This window comes from Paenibacillus sp. FSL H8-0048, from assembly GCF_038002825.1.
In the GTDB taxonomy this organism is placed as follows: domain Bacteria; phylum Bacillota; class Bacilli; order Paenibacillales; family Paenibacillaceae; genus Paenibacillus_AQ.
The window spans coordinates 3,258,621-3,275,172 of sequence record NZ_JBBODF010000001.1 but is presented as its reverse complement, the minus strand read 5'-3'; the positions used below and the strand labels follow the sequence as shown (position 1 = coordinate 3,275,172).

General features: G+C 56.8%; 18 protein-coding genes. 6 read left to right on the top strand and 12 right to left on the bottom strand.

Translation table 11 applies throughout. The features are described from left to right. The first annotated feature begins 77 nt into the window (after positions 1 to 77). Complete coding sequence (locus tag NSU18_RS13970; protein WP_341149308.1) at positions 78 to 677, top strand: hypothetical protein; 600 nt, start codon at positions 78 to 80, stop codon at positions 675 to 677. Positions 678 to 773: 96 nt separating this feature from the next. Here NSU18_RS13970 and NSU18_RS13965 read toward each other — a convergent pair whose 3' ends face one another. Beyond that, on the bottom strand, positions 774 to 1,724 hold the full coding sequence (locus NSU18_RS13965; protein WP_341019045.1) for a DMT family transporter: 951 nt from the start codon (positions 1,722 to 1,724) through the stop codon (positions 774 to 776). Between the two features lie 264 nt (positions 1,725 to 1,988). On the opposite strand from NSU18_RS13965, the gene NSU18_RS13960 reads away from it, so the two are divergent. The 4 genes from NSU18_RS13960 (at position 1,989) to NSU18_RS13945 (ending at position 5,705) form a co-directional block, all read left to right on the top strand. Continuing rightward, on the top strand, positions 1,989 to 3,413 hold the full coding sequence (locus NSU18_RS13960) for an aminotransferase-like domain-containing protein (protein WP_341019046.1): 1,425 nt from the start codon (positions 1,989 to 1,991) through the stop codon (positions 3,411 to 3,413). 65 nt (positions 3,414 to 3,478) lie between these two features. Continuing rightward, positions 3,479 to 4,213: a hypothetical protein gene (locus NSU18_RS13955; protein WP_341149307.1), complete on the top strand. Its 735-nt coding sequence runs from the start codon at positions 3,479 to 3,481 to the stop codon at positions 4,211 to 4,213. Positions 4,214 to 4,539: 326 nt separating this feature from the next. Beyond that, complete coding sequence (locus tag NSU18_RS13950; RefSeq protein WP_341016938.1) at positions 4,540 to 4,836, top strand: transposase; 297 nt, start codon at positions 4,540 to 4,542, stop codon at positions 4,834 to 4,836. Then, a complete protein-coding gene (locus NSU18_RS13945) occupies positions 4,722 to 5,705 on the top strand; it encodes an IS3 family transposase (RefSeq protein WP_341018601.1) in 984 nt (327 codons plus the stop codon). Before NSU18_RS13950 ends, NSU18_RS13945 begins: the two co-directional genes overlap by 115 nt. 217 nt (positions 5,706 to 5,922) lie before the next feature. Here NSU18_RS13945 and cysC read toward each other — a convergent pair whose 3' ends face one another. Genes cysC through NSU18_RS13915 form a run of 6 tightly spaced genes read right to left on the bottom strand, consistent with a single transcriptional unit; the run spans position 5,923 to position 11,928 of the window. Next, positions 5,923 to 6,483: an adenylyl-sulfate kinase gene (cysC, locus tag NSU18_RS13940; protein ID WP_341149306.1), complete on the bottom strand. Its 561-nt coding sequence runs from the start codon at positions 6,481 to 6,483 to the stop codon at positions 5,923 to 5,925. Continuing rightward, the gene (locus tag NSU18_RS13935) at positions 6,483 to 7,352 is read right to left on the bottom strand and encodes an STM4011 family radical SAM protein (protein WP_341149305.1); all 870 of its coding nucleotides are present in this window, start codon (positions 7,350 to 7,352) and stop codon (positions 6,483 to 6,485) included. Before NSU18_RS13935 ends, cysC begins: the two co-directional genes overlap by 1 nt. After that, positions 7,349 to 8,737 (bottom strand): STM4012 family radical SAM protein, encoded by a 1,389-nt coding sequence (locus NSU18_RS13930; protein WP_341149304.1) that lies wholly within the window; start codon positions 8,735 to 8,737, stop codon positions 7,349 to 7,351. Before NSU18_RS13930 ends, NSU18_RS13935 begins: the two co-directional genes overlap by 4 nt. Positions 8,738 to 8,779: 42 nt before the next feature. Next, on the bottom strand, positions 8,780 to 9,565 hold the full coding sequence (locus tag NSU18_RS13925) for an STM4013/SEN3800 family hydrolase (protein ID WP_341149303.1): 786 nt from the start codon (positions 9,563 to 9,565) through the stop codon (positions 8,780 to 8,782). A 15-nt stretch (positions 9,566 to 9,580) separates the two neighbouring features. Then, positions 9,581 to 11,083 carry an STM4014 family protein gene (locus NSU18_RS13920; protein WP_341149302.1) on the bottom strand — a complete coding sequence of 501 codons (1,503 nt, stop codon included), beginning with the start codon at positions 11,081 to 11,083 and terminating at the stop codon, positions 9,581 to 9,583. Then, entirely contained in the window at positions 11,083 to 11,928 is an 846-nt protein-coding gene (locus NSU18_RS13915; RefSeq protein WP_341019055.1) for an STM4015 family protein, read from the bottom strand. The genes NSU18_RS13920 and NSU18_RS13915 overlap by 1 nt, the downstream gene beginning before the upstream one ends. Positions 11,929 to 12,212: 284 nt before the next feature. Here NSU18_RS13915 and NSU18_RS13910 point away from each other — a divergent pair, with 284 nt between their 5' ends. Then, on the top strand, positions 12,213 to 12,575 hold the full coding sequence (locus NSU18_RS13910; RefSeq protein WP_341149301.1) for a hypothetical protein: 363 nt from the start codon (positions 12,213 to 12,215) through the stop codon (positions 12,573 to 12,575). Between the two features lie 13 nt (positions 12,576 to 12,588). On the opposite strand, the gene NSU18_RS13905 is transcribed toward NSU18_RS13910, so the two are convergent. The 5 genes from NSU18_RS13905 to NSU18_RS13885 form a co-directional block, all read right to left on the bottom strand. Next, positions 12,589 to 13,998 (bottom strand): nucleoside recognition domain-containing protein, encoded by a 1,410-nt coding sequence (locus NSU18_RS13905; protein WP_341149300.1) that lies wholly within the window; start codon positions 13,996 to 13,998, stop codon positions 12,589 to 12,591. Next, positions 13,976 to 14,707, bottom strand: a complete 732-nt coding sequence (locus NSU18_RS13900) for a FeoB small GTPase domain-containing protein (RefSeq protein WP_341019058.1) — start codon at positions 14,705 to 14,707, stop codon at positions 13,976 to 13,978. Before NSU18_RS13900 ends, NSU18_RS13905 begins: the two co-directional genes overlap by 23 nt. Next, positions 14,704 to 14,958 carry a FeoA family protein gene (locus NSU18_RS13895; protein WP_036723378.1) on the bottom strand — a complete coding sequence of 85 codons (255 nt, stop codon included), beginning with the start codon at positions 14,956 to 14,958 and terminating at the stop codon, positions 14,704 to 14,706. Before NSU18_RS13895 ends, NSU18_RS13900 begins: the two co-directional genes overlap by 4 nt. A 234-nt stretch (positions 14,959 to 15,192) precedes the next feature. Further along, the gene (locus NSU18_RS13890; protein WP_341149299.1) at positions 15,193 to 16,299 is read right to left on the bottom strand and encodes a GerAB/ArcD/ProY family transporter; all 1,107 of its coding nucleotides are present in this window, start codon (positions 16,297 to 16,299) and stop codon (positions 15,193 to 15,195) included. 7 nt (positions 16,300 to 16,306) lie between these two features. Beyond that, positions 16,307 to 16,540, bottom strand: coding sequence for a hypothetical protein (locus tag NSU18_RS13885; protein WP_341149298.1), 234 nt, complete (start codon positions 16,538 to 16,540; stop codon positions 16,307 to 16,309). Positions 16,541 to 16,552: the final 12 nt, after the last annotated feature.

Below are 16,552 nucleotides of genomic sequence, written 5' to 3'. Positions count from 1 at the left end.
AAGTTGGACATATAATATAAAATAACTTTCCTAGTGTTTGATTTCTAGGTAAGTGAAAGACAAGGAGGTGTATTCAATTGAGACGATCATACTTTTTGCTCATCTGTGGAATAGTGGTTCTTTCCTTATTGACGGCGGGCTGCAGCAAGGATACACCCCAATATAACGAGCTGTTCACACAGGTAGAGAAGCACCGGGCCGTATTCAAGCAGCCGCTTGAAGAAGGGCTTACTACTCTGGGAATGAAGGCTGCTGCTCAAGCGTACGATACAACCTTGGGTACACTGATGCTGGACGAGAAACTGACCGTCAATCAAAAAGAATTCATCCAGCAGATGACGGCAGATGTCACAAACGGTAAGATTACCGGTTACCGGATCGGGACGGTTTTTCCCAGATCGGACAGCGGGTATGAGGATGCGAGAGAGCTGGTACGTGCTTTCCTGAACCAATACAAACCAGGAGATGAGGCAGAGGCTGACAAAGTAGAGGAATCACTCCAGTCGATTGACGGGATGACCTTCCCATTGAAGCCGCTGACTGGAGCAGTAGAAGAATCCTGGACGCACGGCGAGGGTGATGACAAGTTGTTCATCACCTATAGAATGGCAAATAGCCTGGATAGCGATAAAGAATTGCCGCTGAATTTGTATTTCAGCTCAGAAGAGCAGCCATAGACGCCCATCGGCGCGAATCCTGTTAAGATAAAAGAACAGCCTGCATCCCTTTAAGTCAGGGTGCAGGCTGTTTGTGTTAGGGGGAAGCGCAGATAGTTACTCCTGAACCAGGGGTTCAACGCTTGCTTTTGGCAAAACGGGGATTACCGGTTTAGGCTTGGTGAACAGCTGCTTCAGAGCGCCAGCATTCACAAGGATGGTTCCGGATATAATTGTGAACACGCCAAGCAGCGTTACCCAGGTGACCGCTTCGTTATAGAACAGGAAGCCTACGCCGACGGCAATCGGCGGTGAGACATACAGCCAGGTGGACGGAAAGACCGGATTCGTCTTGGAAACGAGCCAGTAGAACAGGGTATGTCCAACCATGGAGCCGACAACGGTCAGGTAGAGCAGGGAACCGGCGGTCTCGAACGATAACAGGAAGGACGGGTGCAGCGGCTCAGTGAACAAGGAGACGATGAACAGCAGCGCCCCGCCGTACATCATCTGGGCTGCGTTAAGGGCCACGGGTGACTCGGAGGAGAAGGCGGTGATTACTTTTTTGGAATAGATCGCCCCCGCCGCGTAGCAGAGTTCCCCAATCAGCACCACCACACAGCCGATTAACCAGAGCGGAGTGACGTCATCCGCCAGACTGGGCAGCACCAGCAACAGGACTCCGGTGAACCCGATGATACAGCCGAGCAGGGAGTAGGCGGGAGCTTTTTGGCGCAGGAAGGCCGTCTGCATCAGCAGAATCATCATCGGTCCGGTAGCTGACAATACGGCAGCAAGCCCGGAGGATACATATTGTTCCGCCCAATAGAGCGCGGCGAAGGTACCGAAGGTCAGGGCTGCTCCCGTGAGCAGCATTTCCTTGCGCAGCAGCAGGGAGAAGCGGGCTTTTCCCTTCAGAACCATGAACAGGAACAGCACCGCACCCGCCACGAAAAAACGCAGTCCCGCAGAGAAGAAGGGCGGCGCTCCGGCGTCTACGCCGATTTTGATGGCCAGGAAGGTAGTGCCGAAGATCAGACAGACAAGTGAATAAGCTAACAGAATCATGGTTCAGTTCCCCTTTGCGGTGGCAGTGTGCCACCCTCTTACAAGATTTCAATTAATCATATCCTCATAGGCACAGAACAGATTGGAGATAGTAGAACAGTTGCGGAGGGGAATGCTGTACAATAGGACAAAGAGAAGTTAGCGGCGGAGCGTGCGATGATGTGCAGGAGCCGGCAGGCGTCAGCAGGAGCCGTGTTGAGTGAATATGGAGCGATGGAGCGGGGGGAGCCCCGGTATATGTTGCAGAAAGGCGGTAGTTTTTTGATGAAAAAAATAGCAGAAGCCGGGCAGAATAGTCCCTTATTCCGCCAAGTCTATGAGTTCATGCTGAACCGGATGGAGCGCGGGGAGTGGAGGGCTGATGATAAGCTGCCGTCGATCCGGCTGCTGGCGGAGGAGCTGGGAGTTCACCGGCTGACAGTGTTCAAGGCCTACCGGGCGCTTACCGAGAGCGGCAAGCTGTATGTCAAAGACAAATCCGGTTATTATGTGGCGCCGGGCAGCAGGTTTAACCCTCCGGCGGACGAAGGGACGGCAGTGCCCGGATATATGGTCAGGAGCCCGATGTCCGATATTCAGCGGCTGCCGGTCACGTACCGGTTCTCTCAGGCGTTGATTGATCCGGGGCTGCTGCCGAACCTGTTCCTGTCCGATTATGTCAAAAAAGTATTCGACCTCTACCCGAAGGTCATGGGCACCTACTCATCCGTGGAAGGGGATGAAGAGCTGCGTGTTACGCTGAGCAGCCATTTCGGGGAGCGGTATAAGCTCCAGCTGTCGGCCCGCGAGCTGCTGATTACCTCGGGCGCACAACAGGCCATCAATCTGATTGCCGGGATCATGCTCGGTCCGATGGATGCTGTGCTGGTGGAGCGGCCTACGTATAGTGTGGCGCTGGATATTTTCAAGCGGGCAGGGGCGCGGCTGATAGCCGTGGAGGTCTCACCGCAGGGCTATGATCTGGCGGCAGTGGAGGAGCTGATGCGCAAGGCTAAGCCGCGGATGTTCTACATCAACCCGACCCATCATAACCCGACGGGGTATACGGTTCCGGCGAAGCAGCGTAAGCTCCTGGTGGAGCTTGCGGAGCGCTACCGCTGCCTGATCGTGGAGGATGATCCGTTCCGTGATATGTACTTCGGGGAAGAGCCGCCCCCACCATTCTTCGCCTATGATACGGAGGGCTGGGTCATGTATATCAGCAGCTTCAGCAAATATGTGGCTCCCGGCCTGCGGATCTGTGCGGTGGCCTGCCGTTACCCGTTCATGGAACGGCTGATCGCGGCCAAGTCCTTGGCGGACAACGGGACGCCGCTGCTGAATCAGAAGATTTTCCTGCATTATTACACCTCGCCGCGCTTACAGCAGCATCTCGGCAAGCTGCGGATTGCCCTTCAAGTGCACAAGGAGATTATGGAGGAGGAGCTTGCGGCCACCGGCTGGGAATGGACTACTCCGCCGGGCGGACTCAATCTGTGGGTCAAGCTGCCGGACAGTATTCCGGTAACTAAACTGCTGGCCCGTTGCCTGGAGCAGTCCATCTCCTTCGTTCCCGGTGAGCTCTGCGATCCGCTGGGGGAGATGAAGTCCTGGCTGCGTCTTAGCTACTCATTCGCAAGTGAAGCCATGCTGCGCGAGGGAATGCAGCGGCTCACCGCCATTGCGCGGGAGATTGAGGCAGGGGAGTAGAGGGCGGGCGTGTGTAACCTTTCTCTGGAAGCTTCCGTCTGAGGGCTATGAGGAGCGTGATGATGATGGTAACGAGAAGGAAAATACGGAGCGCCTGGCTGATGGCTCTCTGTGCGCTAATTGTCTTCATGACACTGCTGACTGTGCGCCCGCAGGTTACCTATGCCTGTTCTTGTGTAGTGTCTCCGCCGCCGATGGAAGCAATGGAGAAGAGTGCCGCTGTTTTTGAGGGAACGGTAGTCTCCATTAAAGAGAAATTTAAACTGATGCAGTCCAGCGCTGATCCGGTACAGGTAACCTTTCAAGTGGGAGTCCGGTGGAAGGGTGAAGTAGGGGAACAAGTGACGGTAACTACCGCACAGGCGGAGGAAAGCTGCGGCTTCCAGTTCACCAAGGGAGAACGCTACATCGTGTATGCAGGCGGAGAGGAAGCGGCAGGTGAGGAAGGAACAGCTAAGCTTACAGTCAGCTTCTGCAGCCGGACCGCATTATCCTCTGTTGCCCAGGAGGATCTGAATGAGCTTGGCGCCGGCATGTCAGGGGTTTCGCCCACGGAGCCGCCCGGGATCGCTGATGATCCAGGGGCGGTCTCTGGTAACAATTCAACCTCAGCTAATAATTCAACATCTGAAAATAACGCAACAACTGAAAAAAATAAAACAAATGAAAATAATCCAACGGCTGTGCCTGAAACAAACTCTGCACCTTGGCTGCTATACGCCGGAGCGGGTGCCGGAATCATAGTCCTTGGAGGCGCTGTACTGATTCTCCTGCGACGTCAATCTAACTCGCGCAAATAATCTGGAGTGGATTAATAAGACGGACCTACCTACACTATTGTATTCGGTTTTTCATATACATTGGGCCCGTTTACCCTCGGAGCAGCAATTGTGTTCGGTATTTCGCATAGAATTGGTTTCAATGACTTCACTCTTTTAATCCATCCTCCTCATCGGGCTCCCGAATTCAGCGATACGCGTCAAATGAGTAAATGAGGGGCACTAGTGCCCCTGAATTCAGCGGGTATGCGCCAAATGAGCAAATGAGGAGCACTAGTGCTGTTAGTGTTAACCGTGGACACCCGTTAAGAGAATAGAGATAATGAGTTTAACGAGGAGGTGTCCGCATGAGTGGAACACGGAGAAGCTACAATGAAGAATACAAAAGACAGGCCGTAAAGTACATCCAGGAGCAGACGAAAACGGTGGCGGAATTGGCCCTGGAGCTGGATGTCCCCGCCAAAACGTTGCATAAATGGCTAGGTCAGTACCGGCAGTTTGAGAATGAGCCCATCATTACTCCAGACAAATACAGAGAGCTGGAACGTCAACTGAAGGAGCGGGAGCAAGAACTCGCAGACCTGACAGAGGAGATGGCCATCCTAAAAAAAGCCGTGCACATCTTCAGCAATCCAAAGAACTGAGATTTCGGTTTATTGAAGATCATCGCTCCGAGTTCCGCGTGGAGAAGATGTGCAGTGTCTTTCAGGTGTCCCGGAGCGGGTATTACAAATGGAGAACAGCGAAGCCCAGCCCTCAAGCCACTCGTAAAGCCTTGTTGCTAAAGCGGATTGCCTATCATTTTCACGACTCTAAGGGTCGCTATGGCAGCCCCAAAATCAAGGTTCTCCTAGTGCGTGAAGGGCACCAGGTCAGTGAACGCACGGTAGGCAAGTACATGAAAGAACTGGGGCTGCGCTCTTGTGTCGCAAAGAGATTTCGCGTATGCACCACCGACTCCAACCATCCGCTACCCATTGCCCCCAACTTGTTAAACCAGCAATTTCACACGGAAAAGCCGAACCAGACGTGGGTAGCGGATATCACCTACATTCCCTGCCGGGAAGGACGAATGTACTTGGCGAGCGTGCTGGACCTGTGTACCCGGGAGATTGTCGGCTGGCGGCTTAGCGACCGGATGACCACTGACCTCGTACAGGGCGCTCTGGACGCTGCCTACCAGGCCAAACGCCCCGGAAAGGGCTTGATTCACCATTCGGATCGAGGCTCCCAGTACGCCTCTGCAGACTACCGGGAACGCCTAAAGACGTACCAGATGACCGCAAGCATGAGCCGCAAAGGAAACTGTTATGATAACGCCTGTATCGAATCTTTTCACAGCCTCTTAAAAAAAGAGTTGGTGTACTGGAATCGATTTAAAACGAAGCAACAGGCGTATGATGCCATTTTCCAGTACATTGAATTTTTCTACAACCGTAAACGAATCCATGGGGCACTGGGGTACGTTTCTCCGGTTCAGTTTGCAGCCACATTTAAGCGAAAAACGTTGTAGGTTTTGTCTACTTTCTTGACAGGAGTCCACTAGTGCCCCTTAATTCCACGGATGCGGGCTAAACGAGCGAATGAGGAGCATTAGTGCACCTGAATTCAGCAGATGCGGGCTAAACGAGCAAATGAGGAGCATTAGTGCCCCCGAATTCCCCGGACACGCGCCAAATAAACAAAGGAGGGGCATTAATGCCCCTCCTTATTTCGTCTGCTCTATTCCATCAGAGCCGATAAAGCCGATGCTCCGTGAGCCAGCTGATCAGCTCTTCCATGCATTGCTCCGGTGTACGCTCCGCTGTGTGCAGCGTCAGCTCCGGGTCAGCCGGAGCTTCATAGGGATCGGAGATCCCGGTGAAGGCCGGGAGCTCACCGGAGCGGGCCTTGGCGTACAGCCCTTTGACATCCCGCGCTTCGCAGACGGGGAGCGGGCAGTCCACATAGACCTCGACGAAGCCCGGCAATTCCTGCCGGGCATAGCTGCGCATCCCGGCATAAGGGCTGATTACCGAGACCACGGTAATCACGCCATGCCGGTTCAGCATCCCGGCGAGGTACACCGCTCTGCGGATGTTCTCGAACCGGTCCTCGCGGCTGAAGCCGAGTCCCCGCCCCAGGCTGCGCCGCAGCTCATCGCCGTCCAGCCATTCCACCGCCTGGCCCTGCTCCCGGAGCCGGTCTGTGAGCAGCGCGGCAAGCGTAGACTTGCCCGCTCCCGACAGACCGGTAAGCCATATTGTTAACCCGGCAGAGGTCTTGTGTGCCTGTAACTTACCAGTAGTCATTACTCTGTCCTCCCTGCGCCGTAAGGAATCCGCTCCAGCAGGCCGGAGCCGTAAATCTGCTCCAGGCCCAGCTCGGGCATATGAATATAACCGATGTAACAGTCGCAGACCTTCATCCGGCAGCTCCGCCGGGCAGCCAGTCCTTCCAGCCCGTCACGGTAGAGGTTGCCGATCACCGCGCGGTCCTTGTAGCAGCGCTTCACTAGCCCCGGCCCTTGCACGTAGAATACGCTGCTGCCGGCATTACAGCTCGCGCCGAGGCTGTCGTAGTCCACCGCATTAATCTGGAAATGCGGGTCTATCCCGCTAAGGAAGCTTATGTCCTCTGCGGTATAATAATCCCGCTTGTCCTTGTAGGCGTTCACCCACAGATAGACGTCCTCCGGCAAGGCCGCACGGAGCGAGGCGATAGCCGGGAAGGCACTATGCACCCCCACACTGCCCACGCTAAAAGGAATCCCCTGGCGGTATACGCTCATACACTGCGCCAGGAACCGTTCCTCACTGACCTGACCCGGATGATAGGTTGCCCAGAAGGCTGCCTTGGCCGGATTCAGCTCAGCGGTGAAATCAAGCCGGGCGGACAGATTAGTCTGAATGGCGACCTTGTCCACATGCTCCATATGGGACAGCGTAATCAGCGCCTCCCGGTACCAGCGGTGCGTTAAGCCCTCGCCATATGGATTGAAAAAGATAGACAGGCGGTGGCCTGCGGCCCCCTGCTCCGCTACCCAGCGGACGAAGGTTTCAAGACCTGCGCGGTCTTTGGCGAGGGTGGCGGCGCTGTCTTTGGTTTTGCCGAAGGGGCAGTACGGGCAGTCATAGTTACAGGAGGAGAGGGAGCCCCGGTAGTAGAGGACGGCCTTCATGGCAGGACGAACTCTTTCATCTGCTCGCGGATCTCTCCGGAGATGAACCAGTCACCGATGGAGTCGGAGTACCCCAGCCCATCTGGAGTCAGCCGCAGAATGCCCTCATCCTCCGTGGCGAACCCGCTCTGTACCAACAGGCCAAGCTCAGGATGATCCTCCCATAGCGTAGTCCCGAACCGCTGGTTATAATCCGCAATCGTCAGGCCTTCGCTGTGCAGGATTGCTTTTAGAATGAACCGGCGTTTCTGCTCGTCCAGGCTCAGTACGATGCCATAATCGGCTGTATCATAACGCTCTGCAGCAACATAATCCGCGATGATGCTCTCCGTGGCCTTGCGGCTGACGCCGTAGCGGGAGGCATAATGCACATTCCGGGTATAGGACCGCGCGCCGCAGCCGAGGCCGACCATCCCTTCCTCCTGGCAGCTGTAGTCGAGAATATCCTTACCGGTCCCGGCATCCTCCTTGGCGAATCTGCGCATCGAATATTGGCGGTAGCCGCGCTCTGCCAGCACTGCACGTGCTGCTTCATAGCATTCATGACGGATATCCAGCTGGTTCACCAGGTCGCCCGGCTTCACAATCGTATGCTCACGGGTGTAGAGCGGATAGAGGAAGATTTCCTCCGGTTCATGCAATAGCGCCTGGTTCAGCGAATAGAGCCAGGAGTCCACCGTCTGCCCCGGGAGTCCGTAGATCAAGTCTAGATTGAGGATGGGAAAATCAAACTGTCCCAGCAGCTCCAGCGCACGGTACACCACCTCCGGGTCCTGCGGGCGGTAGATCGCAGCCGACTCGGCGGCCACGAAGCTCTGGATGCCCATGCTGACGCGGTCCACGGTATGCTCCTTCAGAATCGTCAGCTTCTCCTCCGTCAACGTCTCGGGGGAGGTCTCCACGGAGATGGAGGTGGTTCCCAGATCCACTCCCATAATATCCGTAGCAATCCTGAACAGCCGGTTCAGCTGGGCAGGAGCCAGAAGACTGGGCGTACCGCCGCCGATGGCGAAGCGTGCGTAAGGCTTGTGACGGGTGAAGGCTGCCCACTGCCGGGCTTGCCGTTCCAGCGCATCCACGTATTCGGCATGCACATTCGCTCTTTTATCAGGCAGCGTGAACAGATTGCAGAAGCCGCAGCGCGCGCCGCAGAACGGAATATGCATATATAAGAAAAAACTCTCCGCAGGCTCATCCCGCCACAGCTCCTCTAAGGGAAGGGGGGACGCGAACTCGCGGTAAGCGGTTTTGTGCGGATAGGAATAGAGATAATTGCGGTAAGGATGGGCCGTGATCTGCTCCGTCCATTGCTGAAGCTCCCCGGCGGAGAAGGGAGGGTGTCCGTCTTGGTTCAGGTGATGCAGAGATTGCCGGATGGACGTCATACGTTCTCCTTCCTTGTGCGGGATCGAAATTTCAGTTCATGCCTATAAAATAAATTCCCGGTACGGAACATTCCATACCGTATCATGCGCCAGCCGGTGGCCCTGATAGCCGTCCTCGCCGTACGCCGTACCGTGATCGGAAAAAGCCAGACAGAACACCGGATTGCCGCGCTTCCGGAACGCATCGAACAGACGCCCAAGCTCTCCGTCGGCATAACGCAGCGCTGCGCGCTGGCTGTCCACTGAATCCTTGCGCGCGCCCGGCAGGAACATATGGTTCGGGCCATGGATCGCCGAGACATTCATGAACAGGAACAGCCGCTGGTCCAGCGGGGTATTGCCGAGCAGCTTGAGCGCGTGATTCACCTGGTGCTCCGTCGAGCGCGGGTTCGTGACCCCGAAGGTCATCCGCCAGTAGCTCTGCTGGAAATAACCGGGGAGGACGCGGGCGAGGGGCACTTTTTTACTGAAAAAGATGACGCCCCCGATACACACCGTCTGATAACCCGCCGCTGCCAGCCCCGACACCATATCCGGCGTATCGAACAGCCAGGTATGGGGATGGGTCTTCATCCCGGTATTGCTGGAGTGGAACAGCCGCACATGCTCAGCCTTATTCGTGTCCGCCGGAGTGGGCAGGAATCCGCCGAAGAAGGCATGATGGGCCGCATACGTGAAGCTGCCGGGGGTATGCCGCTTCTCCCAGGGACCGCTGCCGCACAGATTGGGGCAATTGGCCTCCTCCAGCACAGCCGCATCGTAGCGCAGAGTATCGAGTGTAATCATTAAGATATCGTGGGTGCCGACAATGGCATTCATATCGGTCATGGGGCCGGATTCCTCCTAAGACAGCTGCTTCATTTCCCACTCGTAGGTGCTGCAGCCTTGGTATTCAACATCGTACAACAAGTCGCCAAAAGGATTCACATCCGCCGTATACGTCTGCCCGGTGCTTCCAACCAGCACATCGATGCCCGCGACGGAACAGTTCGGAAAAGCGGCCAGCGAAGCCTCCGCTATCCGGCGTACCTCCGCCTGCTGCGCCTCGCTCAGCCCGGCCTCCGCCGGAGTCATCCGCCGGCTGCGCAGATGCAGATTCGTAATGGGTGTGGTGCTGACCCTGGCGACAGCGTGGCAGGCTTCTCCGGCGACAACCAGCTGGCGGATGTCGAAGGAATGCCCGTCCCTGCCGGGCTTCGGAATCCACTGCTCGGCATAGGCGCCGTGGCGGTAGAGCCAGTTAATGATGCCGGCAAGGCGGGCAGAATCGGTATAACGCTGCAGCTTGCCGGAATTATAATACACCGGGGGCCGGGTAATATAGCTCTCGACCCCGATGGTGGTAACCGCCGACTCAGCTCCCGTGGCCGGGTTCAGCTGATAAGCAATCACGCCGGAAGCGGCGGAGCCGCTGGCCAGCTTGATGAACACGCGGTGCATCCGCTCCGACAGCATCAGCTCGCGCAGGGAGGCGTAGTCCACGGGGACTTGTCCGCCGCTGCCGCGGAGCGGCCGGGGAACAGACACGCCGGACTCAGCCAGAATCTGCTGGGTCCGGCGCTTGTCCGTCATGGCTGCGATCTCCGCCGGGTCGTTGGTCCAGCGGGAGGCGGGCAGGAGCTGCCCGGCCTCCTGCCGGAGCCGCGCCAGCAGGCGGCAGTAGCCGCGGAACCACTGGGCCGGGTGATGCAGCACGCCGGGCAGATCCTTCAGGGCGGAGGCCGCTTTGAAGCTTAGCGGCCGCAGGTCCGGCTGCTGCCCGAACGGGTGCAGCGAGTCGTCCGCGTCCGGCGCATCCGGTGCGCCCAGCGCGATAAGCGCCCGCTCCAGCGCGAAGCTGCCGCCGGGGGACTCCAGGCGCAGCAGCGGAGCGCACGCTGCGGGCCCCGGCGCAGCGGGCACGCTGAAGCTGCCGCCGGGAGAATCCGGCAGCAGGCGCTGGGCTTCCGCTGCGGGCCCCGGCGCGGAGTGCCCGGAGCTCCGGCGGCCCGGGGACTCCATCGCTAGCTGCTGTGGCCCCGCTGCGGAATCCAACACGGAATAGCCGCTGCTGTCCGGTGTAGCTGGCGGTACTGCCCCTGGCCATCCGTTCAGCGCTGGCGAACTCAGCCCCGGCGGTTCCGGCATTGTGCCCCGGAGCTGCCGGCTCAACTGTTCCGGCAGCCCGGCAGCCTGCTGCTGCACGGCCTGCTCCAGCAGATCAGCCAGCGGCTGGTTCTCCAGCAGCCCAGCATAGGGAATCAGCAGCGCCGGTGGCATCCCGAGGCGCGAGCGCGCCTGCTGGATACCGGCCGAGCGCCGGTCGCCGGGCTGGCAGAAGACAATCAGCGGTGCTGCGGGCTGCATTATTCTGTGATCGACGGATAACGCCAGTCATCATCGTCATCGGCTTGCTGCTGGTCGCTCACATCGACCGGCAGGCCGCTGTCCTTCAGACGCTGCATCATCTCGTCAGACAAGAAGTGATGGCTCAGATTGAGCAGCTTCAGTCCCTTGACCCGCTCGCTGGCGAGCAGTGCTTCTGCGCCGGTGTCGCTAAGCGTTCCCAGTGACATATCCAGGGTATGGAGCTGGTCCAGAATCGGCGCGTCCGCCAGGGCTGCGGCAATTTCGTCCTGGATCTCACTGTTTTTGAGTCCAAGATAGGTTAGCTTAGGGAATTTCCCAGGCTCGATCAGCGGCAGAAGGTCTTCCAGCCCGCCGTCGAAGCCGTAATTGTCCACCCCAAGATAGAGTTCGAGCTTCTGCAGGTTAGGCAGCGTGGAAGCGGCGATATCCGCCAGCACATCCTTGCCGAGTCCGCCTGTAATAATAATGAGTTCTTCGAGCTTGTCGTGCTGCAGCTGGCTAAGCCGCAGACTGGTACCGCCCTGGATCGTCAATGACTGAAGCTCCGGATAGGCAGGGAGCAGCGGGGAGAGGTCACTCTGGGTAATCCACGAAATTTCACATTCCTCGTAGCTCATATCTCCAATGAAAAGCTTACGCAATGCCGGGAAGCTTACGCTATGCTTCACCAGCGCCTGGACAACTTCCTCCGAGCTGTTCTCGTAGGCTTGTCCCCAGTCGCCAATCGTAAGACTGGTCAGGCCGGCGGCTTCAGGGCTTCCGCTTAAGCGTTCAATCTCCGTTACCATCCGCTTGCCTTCTTCATATCCATCATAATCAATACTGAGCTTCACTGCTGTCATGAACAATCCCTCCCGGAAAATAGTACCTTCCAAATCACCCTAACATGTAGGGTGAGGGGGAGTCAAATAGCAGCGGAACAAGTGTCCCTATTTGCCCGTTAACTCCTGTAACCACGGGGGGACTGGACCAAATGTAATCGAAAAACCGACCACATTCGGCGCTGCTTGGGTGCGTGGACCCAATGTAATCGAAAAACCGATCACATTGGGCCTGGCGGCGGCGAGTGGTCTCAATGTAATCGAAAAACCGATCACATTGGGCGCAGTGGTGGCATGTGGTCTCAATGCAGAATGTAATCGAAAAACCGATTACATTGGGCCTGGCGGCGGCGTGTGGTCCAAATGTAATCGAAAAACCGATCACATTGAGCTTGGCGGCGGCATATGGTCTCAATGTAATCGAAAAACCGATCACATTGGGCGTGGCGGCGGCGTGTGGTCCAAATGTAATCGAAAAACCGATCACATTGGGCGCAGTGGTGGCATGTGGTCTCAATGTAATCGAAAAACCGATCACATTGGGCGTGGCGGCGGCATATGGTCTCAATGTAATCGAAAAACCGATCACATTGGGCATGGCGGCGGGGGTTGCCGTGAAGGACGCCCCAGAGCGCATAAAAGCACTATCCGCCCGTCCGGGGGAATAGTGCTCTGCATGATTTACACCCAGCCGAACAACCGCGCCGCCGAAGCCACTGCGAAGGTCACGCCGATAGCGATAGCAAGTGGGATGACAGCGGAGAGCACGGCCCATTTCAGGCTTTTGGTCTCCTTGTAGATGTTCACGAGTGTGGTGCCGCAAGGATAGTGGAGCAAGGAGAACAGCATCATATTCAGCGCCGTCAGCCAGGTCCAGCCGTGGCTCAGGAAGATGTCCTTAATACTGCCGAGACCTTCGATATCGACCATGGCCCCGGAGGACATGTAGCCCATCAGCAGGATAGGCAGCACAATCTCGTTAGCGGGCAGGCCGAGGATGAAGGCCATAATAATGAAGCCGTCCATGCCGAGCAGCTGCGCGAACGGATCGAAGAACGCGGCCATATGATTCAGCACACTCTCCCCGCCGACAAACACATTGCCGAGAATCCATGTGATGATCCCTGCCGGAGCGGCCACGATGATGGCGCGGGTCAGCACATTCAGGGACTTTTCCTTGGAGGAGCGGACAATGGTCTTCCAGATCTGCGGGCGGCGGTAAGGCGGCAGCTCCAGGGTGTAGTGGGTAGGCACACCGCGCAGCGCGGTTTTGGACATGATCCATGATACGCTCAAGGTGACAACAATTCCGACCAGCACGATCCCCATCAGCACCAGCGCAGTGGAGAAGGTACGCAGTGCCCCGGTGGTTGCCGCCCCGACCATGAACATGGAGGAGAGCAGAATAAGTGTAGGCCAGCGGCCGTTGCACGGGACGAAGTTGTTGGTCAGAATGGCCAGCATCCGTTCGCGGGGCGATTCAATAATGCGGGTGGACAGAATAGCAGCAGCATTACAGCCGAAGCCCATCGACATCGTCAGGGCCTGCTTGCCATGCCCTCCGGATTTCTTGAACAAGCGGTCCATATTAAAAGCCACCCGGGGCAGATAGCCGAAATTCTCCAGCAGCGCGAACACCGGGAAGAAAATCATCATCGGCGGCAGCATGACGCTGATGACCCATGAGGTTCCGCGGTATAGTCCCAGCACAAGGACACCGTGCAGCCAGGCCGGGGCATGAACAGCCTCGAAGCCGGCAGTCAGATAGCCTTCGGTCCAGCTGAAGAGGGAGGCAATCCAGCCGGAAGGATAGTTGGCTCCGGCAATGGTAATCCAGAACACCAGACCAAGACCGGCGAGCATAATAGGAAAGCCCCAGATCTTCGAGGTGACGATATTATCCAGCTTGTAGGTGCTGCCCAGCTTCTTTTTGTCATGATAAGTAACGGCATCGCTGCAGATTCCGGCCGATACGCCGTAGATTCCGCTGACGATCTCGTCGCGGACCGACCCTTTGTCTGCCAGCTTCTTCGCCGTTGCGAGCAGGGAATCCAGCGGGTCCTGGCTGTTAATGGCACGCGGTGACTCCATGGCGGGCTACCTCCTTCGCTACAGATATACCCTTGCGTCCCATATGGGCTCTTAGGGAAGCCAGCAGGCTGTGGTCACCGTCCAGCAGGCGCAGGGCAATCCAGCGTGCCGGATATCTGGCACCGACCGTCTGCTCCACCATCGGAATCAGTTCGGCAATGCCTTGCTCGATCTCCTCATTGTAGGTGATCTTGAGCGGCTCTGCCCTGAACTCACCGGTAGCTACGCGTGCGATCTGATCCAGCAGCGCTTCAATACCGATCCCGTTGCGTGCCGAAATGGCTGTGACAGGCACACCGAGGCGCTCCGCAATCCGCTTCAAATTAATATCAATCCCCAGCCGCTTGGCTTCGTCGATCAGATTGATGCAGACCACGGCGCGTCCTGTAATCTCCAGCACCTGCAGGGCCAGATTGAGGTTGCGCTCCAGCGACGTGGCATCCAGAACCACCAGCGTTACATCCGGCTCTTCAAAAATAATATAGTCCCGGGCCGCCTCTTCATCGGCGGAATTGGAGTAGAGCGAATAGGTGCCGGGAAGGTCAACAGCCCGGTAGGTATGCTCCTTGTGAGTGAACCGCCCTTCGGCGGTGACTACGGTTTTGCCGGCCCAGTTGCCGGTGTGCTGGCGCATCCCGGTCAACAGGTTGAACAGCGTGCTTTTGCCTGTATTGGGGTTGCCCGCAAAAGCTACAGTATACTCGCTCATCCTTCTCCGCCTCCAATCAGTTCGCCATAAATGAGGGAACTCTCTTCCCGCCGCAGGGCAATGGTAGTATTGCTGATGCGGTAAGCCGTAGGATCTCCGAGCGGGCTGCGCCGCAGCACTTCTACGCGGTTCCCGGCGACAAATCCGAGATCAAGCAGTCTTCTCCGCAGCACACCCTGGACCTCGATGCCGCTGATCCGCAGCGTGCTGCCGTTCGTAGCTTCAGACAATGGAATTACGGCTCCAGCCATTAGCTCTCCCACTTTCGTATGAATTTCGTATGAATAATGAATGAATAGTTATAGTTATCCTTAAGTATGAAATATGCACTTGTATAGTATATTGTGCACGGCACAGAATATTGCATCCTGCCACAAGATTAGTATACGTAAATAAATTTGTCCTTGCAACAATAATGTTTCCCTAGGGAAAGAATTATCAGGCGCAGAATCAGAAGCTCCGGCCGGCAGCCGGAGCCATCTGCTTCAAGCCGAGCGCTGTAACCGGCCCCGCACCCAGATCGACAGGGCCAGCAGCAGCGGAATGGCAACCTGGAAGAGCGGGTCAAGCTTCAGGCTCGGCCCCAGACCGATGGCGATATGCTGGGTGTAATCCCGTTCGAGGAAGGAGGAACCGTAGATGACAGCCCCCACAGGGAAGACCCACCATTTGGCCGGTTTGCCGGTCAGCTCGGCAAGAGCTTTTACGGAACAGAAGTAGAAGAGCATCATCTTGATCAGCAGCCCCAGGAAGAGCTGGATAGTGACAAGAATATCAAGCCTTTCTACGAATTTGAGGTTGGACAGCACCCGGACGGTTTTGAGAAAAGGCAGCTGGCTGACTCCCGCGATCGACGGGCCGAGGACGGCCACATTCAGCGCATTCATGAAGATCAGGAACGCGCTGATGAGCAGGTAGGCGTTCACTGTGTATTTTACAGGCATACCTGGCTTCTCCCATAACGTCCACAGCATCAGAAACACAATCATCTGCCCGAAGGGAAACGAGACGATCTCCGGCAGCGCCGCTTGCAGCACCGGCATCAACCCGCCCTCCATCACCGGCGCCAGACGGCTGAAATCGATCACTCCCATGATGCCCAGCATCAGAACAAGCAGAAAATAGAAGAACAGCATGACCGGCAGCAGTACCTCAGGCAGCCTGAAGACGACCTCCGCCCCCTTCCAGATGGCATATAAGGCCAGCAACACGAACACCAGCATCGTAATGGCCATCGGGGTTCTCGGCAGCATGGTCATCGCCGTCAGCTCACCGAGATCGCGGACATTGCGCATGGACTGATAAGCGAAGTACAGGCTGTACACCGTGCCGATGAACGCCCCGGGAGCTGTGCCGAAATGAGCTTTGAGCATTCCAATCAGGTCCGTGCCCGGAGACCGTTGCTGAATCCACATCAGCACAAGGAGAAGGGCGAAGCCCGCCGCAGAGCCTGCACACATCGCCAGCCAGGAATCCTGCTTGGCGGTGCCCCCCAGCAGGAACAGCGGCGTGCTACCGATTTCAAACAGCATAATCATGAACGCAATCTGCAGGGAAGAGACCTGTTCTTTGACCTGTTTGCTGTTCACCATAAGGTTCTCAGCCTCCTAACCAATAGATGATGGCTCTGCCGACAGGCTGGAAGTACGCCGTATACAGGATGCCCAGTGACAGGTGAGGGGTATCGGTAATGCCGCATATATTAAGATAAGCCCCGTACCCTATAATGCAGCCAAGTAAGAGCCGACGCCGGCGGTGCCCTTCTCCGTGCAGCATTCTCCATCCCCACCCGTAGGCCAGCGCATAGAGTAGAAGAGTAATAGCTATTTTCATAGTTATGCTCCT

Bases quoted from the DNA above. Each gene is read 5' to 3' on its own strand.
- NSU18_RS13965 (WP_341019045.1), bottom strand. From the start codon at position 1,724: ATGATTCTGTTAGCTTATTCACTTGTCTGTCTGATCTTCGGCACTACC.
- NSU18_RS13960 (WP_341019046.1), top strand. From the start codon at position 1,989: ATGAAAAAAATAGCAGAAGCCGGGCAGAATAGTCCCTTATTCCGCCAA.
- NSU18_RS13955 (WP_341149307.1), top strand. From the start codon at position 3,479: ATGGTAACGAGAAGGAAAATACGGAGCGCCTGGCTGATGGCTCTCTGT.
- NSU18_RS13950 (WP_341016938.1), top strand. From the start codon at position 4,540: ATGAGTGGAACACGGAGAAGCTACAATGAAGAATACAAAAGACAGGCC.
- cysC (WP_341149306.1), bottom strand. From the start codon at position 6,483: ATGACTACTGGTAAGTTACAGGCACACAAGACCTCTGCCGGGTTAACA.
- NSU18_RS13935 (WP_341149305.1), bottom strand. From the start codon at position 7,352: ATGAAGGCCGTCCTCTACTACCGGGGCTCCCTCTCCTCCTGTAACTAT.
- NSU18_RS13930 (WP_341149304.1), bottom strand. From the start codon at position 8,737: ATGACGTCCATCCGGCAATCTCTGCATCACCTGAACCAAGACGGACAC.
- NSU18_RS13925 (WP_341149303.1), bottom strand. From the start codon at position 9,565: ATGACCGATATGAATGCCATTGTCGGCACCCACGATATCTTAATGATT.
- NSU18_RS13920 (WP_341149302.1), bottom strand. From the start codon at position 11,083: ATGCAGCCCGCAGCACCGCTGATTGTCTTCTGCCAGCCCGGCGACCGG.
- NSU18_RS13915 (WP_341019055.1), bottom strand. From the start codon at position 11,928: ATGACAGCAGTGAAGCTCAGTATTGATTATGATGGATATGAAGAAGGC.
- NSU18_RS13910 (WP_341149301.1), top strand. From the start codon at position 12,213: ATGCAGAATGTAATCGAAAAACCGATTACATTGGGCCTGGCGGCGGCG.
- NSU18_RS13905 (WP_341149300.1), bottom strand. From the start codon at position 13,998: ATGGAGTCACCGCGTGCCATTAACAGCCAGGACCCGCTGGATTCCCTG.
- NSU18_RS13900 (WP_341019058.1), bottom strand. From the start codon at position 14,707: ATGAGCGAGTATACTGTAGCTTTTGCGGGCAACCCCAATACAGGCAAA.
- NSU18_RS13895 (WP_036723378.1), bottom strand. From the start codon at position 14,958: ATGGCTGGAGCCGTAATTCCATTGTCTGAAGCTACGAACGGCAGCACG.
- NSU18_RS13890 (WP_341149299.1), bottom strand. From the start codon at position 16,299: ATGGTGAACAGCAAACAGGTCAAAGAACAGGTCTCTTCCCTGCAGATT.
- NSU18_RS13885 (WP_341149298.1), bottom strand. From the start codon at position 16,540: ATGAAAATAGCTATTACTCTTCTACTCTATGCGCTGGCCTACGGGTGG.